Source organism: Arhodomonas sp. KWT, assembly GCF_010993615.1.
Genome location: NZ_WNXE01000728.1, coordinates 1 through 839 on the forward strand (window position 1 = coordinate 1; position 839 = coordinate 839).

The following is an 839-nucleotide window of genomic DNA, read 5'->3' on the forward strand; positions in this document are numbered from 1 at the left end:
TTTCTTCGTCTCTGGGGGGCGCTTTGACGGCTTCTCTGCCGGTGCTATTCGGCGCCCCGGGAGGGGGCTAGTCTGCTGCTAGGGGCGTGCCGCGGGAGCGGGGCACGTGCGTCTCGTACGCCGGGCTGGTGCGGGTAACGCCGCTACCGGGAGAGGGGCATGAAACGAATCAGCAGTCATTACTATTACCGTATCTTCCTGGCGTTGCCCCTTCTTGAGGGGCTGGTGGTCGCAGCGGCGTTGCTGCTCGCCGGGCGGATGCTCACCGGAGGTGGCGACCTCGTGAGCGGGGCGTTTCCCGCGGGCGTGGCGGGTGTACTGGCCGTTCTGGGCATGACCACGACCGGGCTGTACAACTACCGCCTGCGCGACCGTTTCGGCGGGGTGATGGTGCGGGCGCTGCTGGCCTTCGCGGGGGCGGCGCTGCTGGCTGCGGCGCTGTACTACCTCCTGCTTGGTCCCGGCCTCGACATGACGGTGCTCGCCTGGAGCTGGGCCCTCGCGTTCTCCCTGGTCCTCGTCCTGCGGGCCGGCTATTTCCGCTGGCTCGGTGCGGAGGGCATCAAGCGGCGGGTGCTGATTCTCGGTGCGGGGCGCCGGGCCCAGCCCCTGTCACGGCTGAGGCGCCGCACCGACCTTCTGGGGCTGCGCGTCGTCGGCTTCGTGGCGCTGCCGAGCGACGAGTCGCGGATCGTCGAGCCCGTGCGACTGGTGGAGCTCGACCGGGCGTTGCCGGAGTGGGTGGCGGCGAACGGGATCGATGAGATCGTCGTTGCCCTGGATGAACGCCGTCGCGGCCTCGGTGGCAGGGGGATGGACGTGGAGGCGCTGCTCGCCTG

The 839-nt window shown here is 70.0% G+C and carries 1 protein-coding gene; it reads left to right on the forward strand.

Translation table 11 applies throughout. The features are described from left to right. Nucleotides 1–159 precede the first annotated feature (159 nt). On the forward strand, nucleotides 160–839 hold a 680-nt coding region (locus tag G7A99_RS22020; protein WP_371807657.1), incomplete at its 3' end, for a nucleoside-diphosphate sugar epimerase/dehydratase.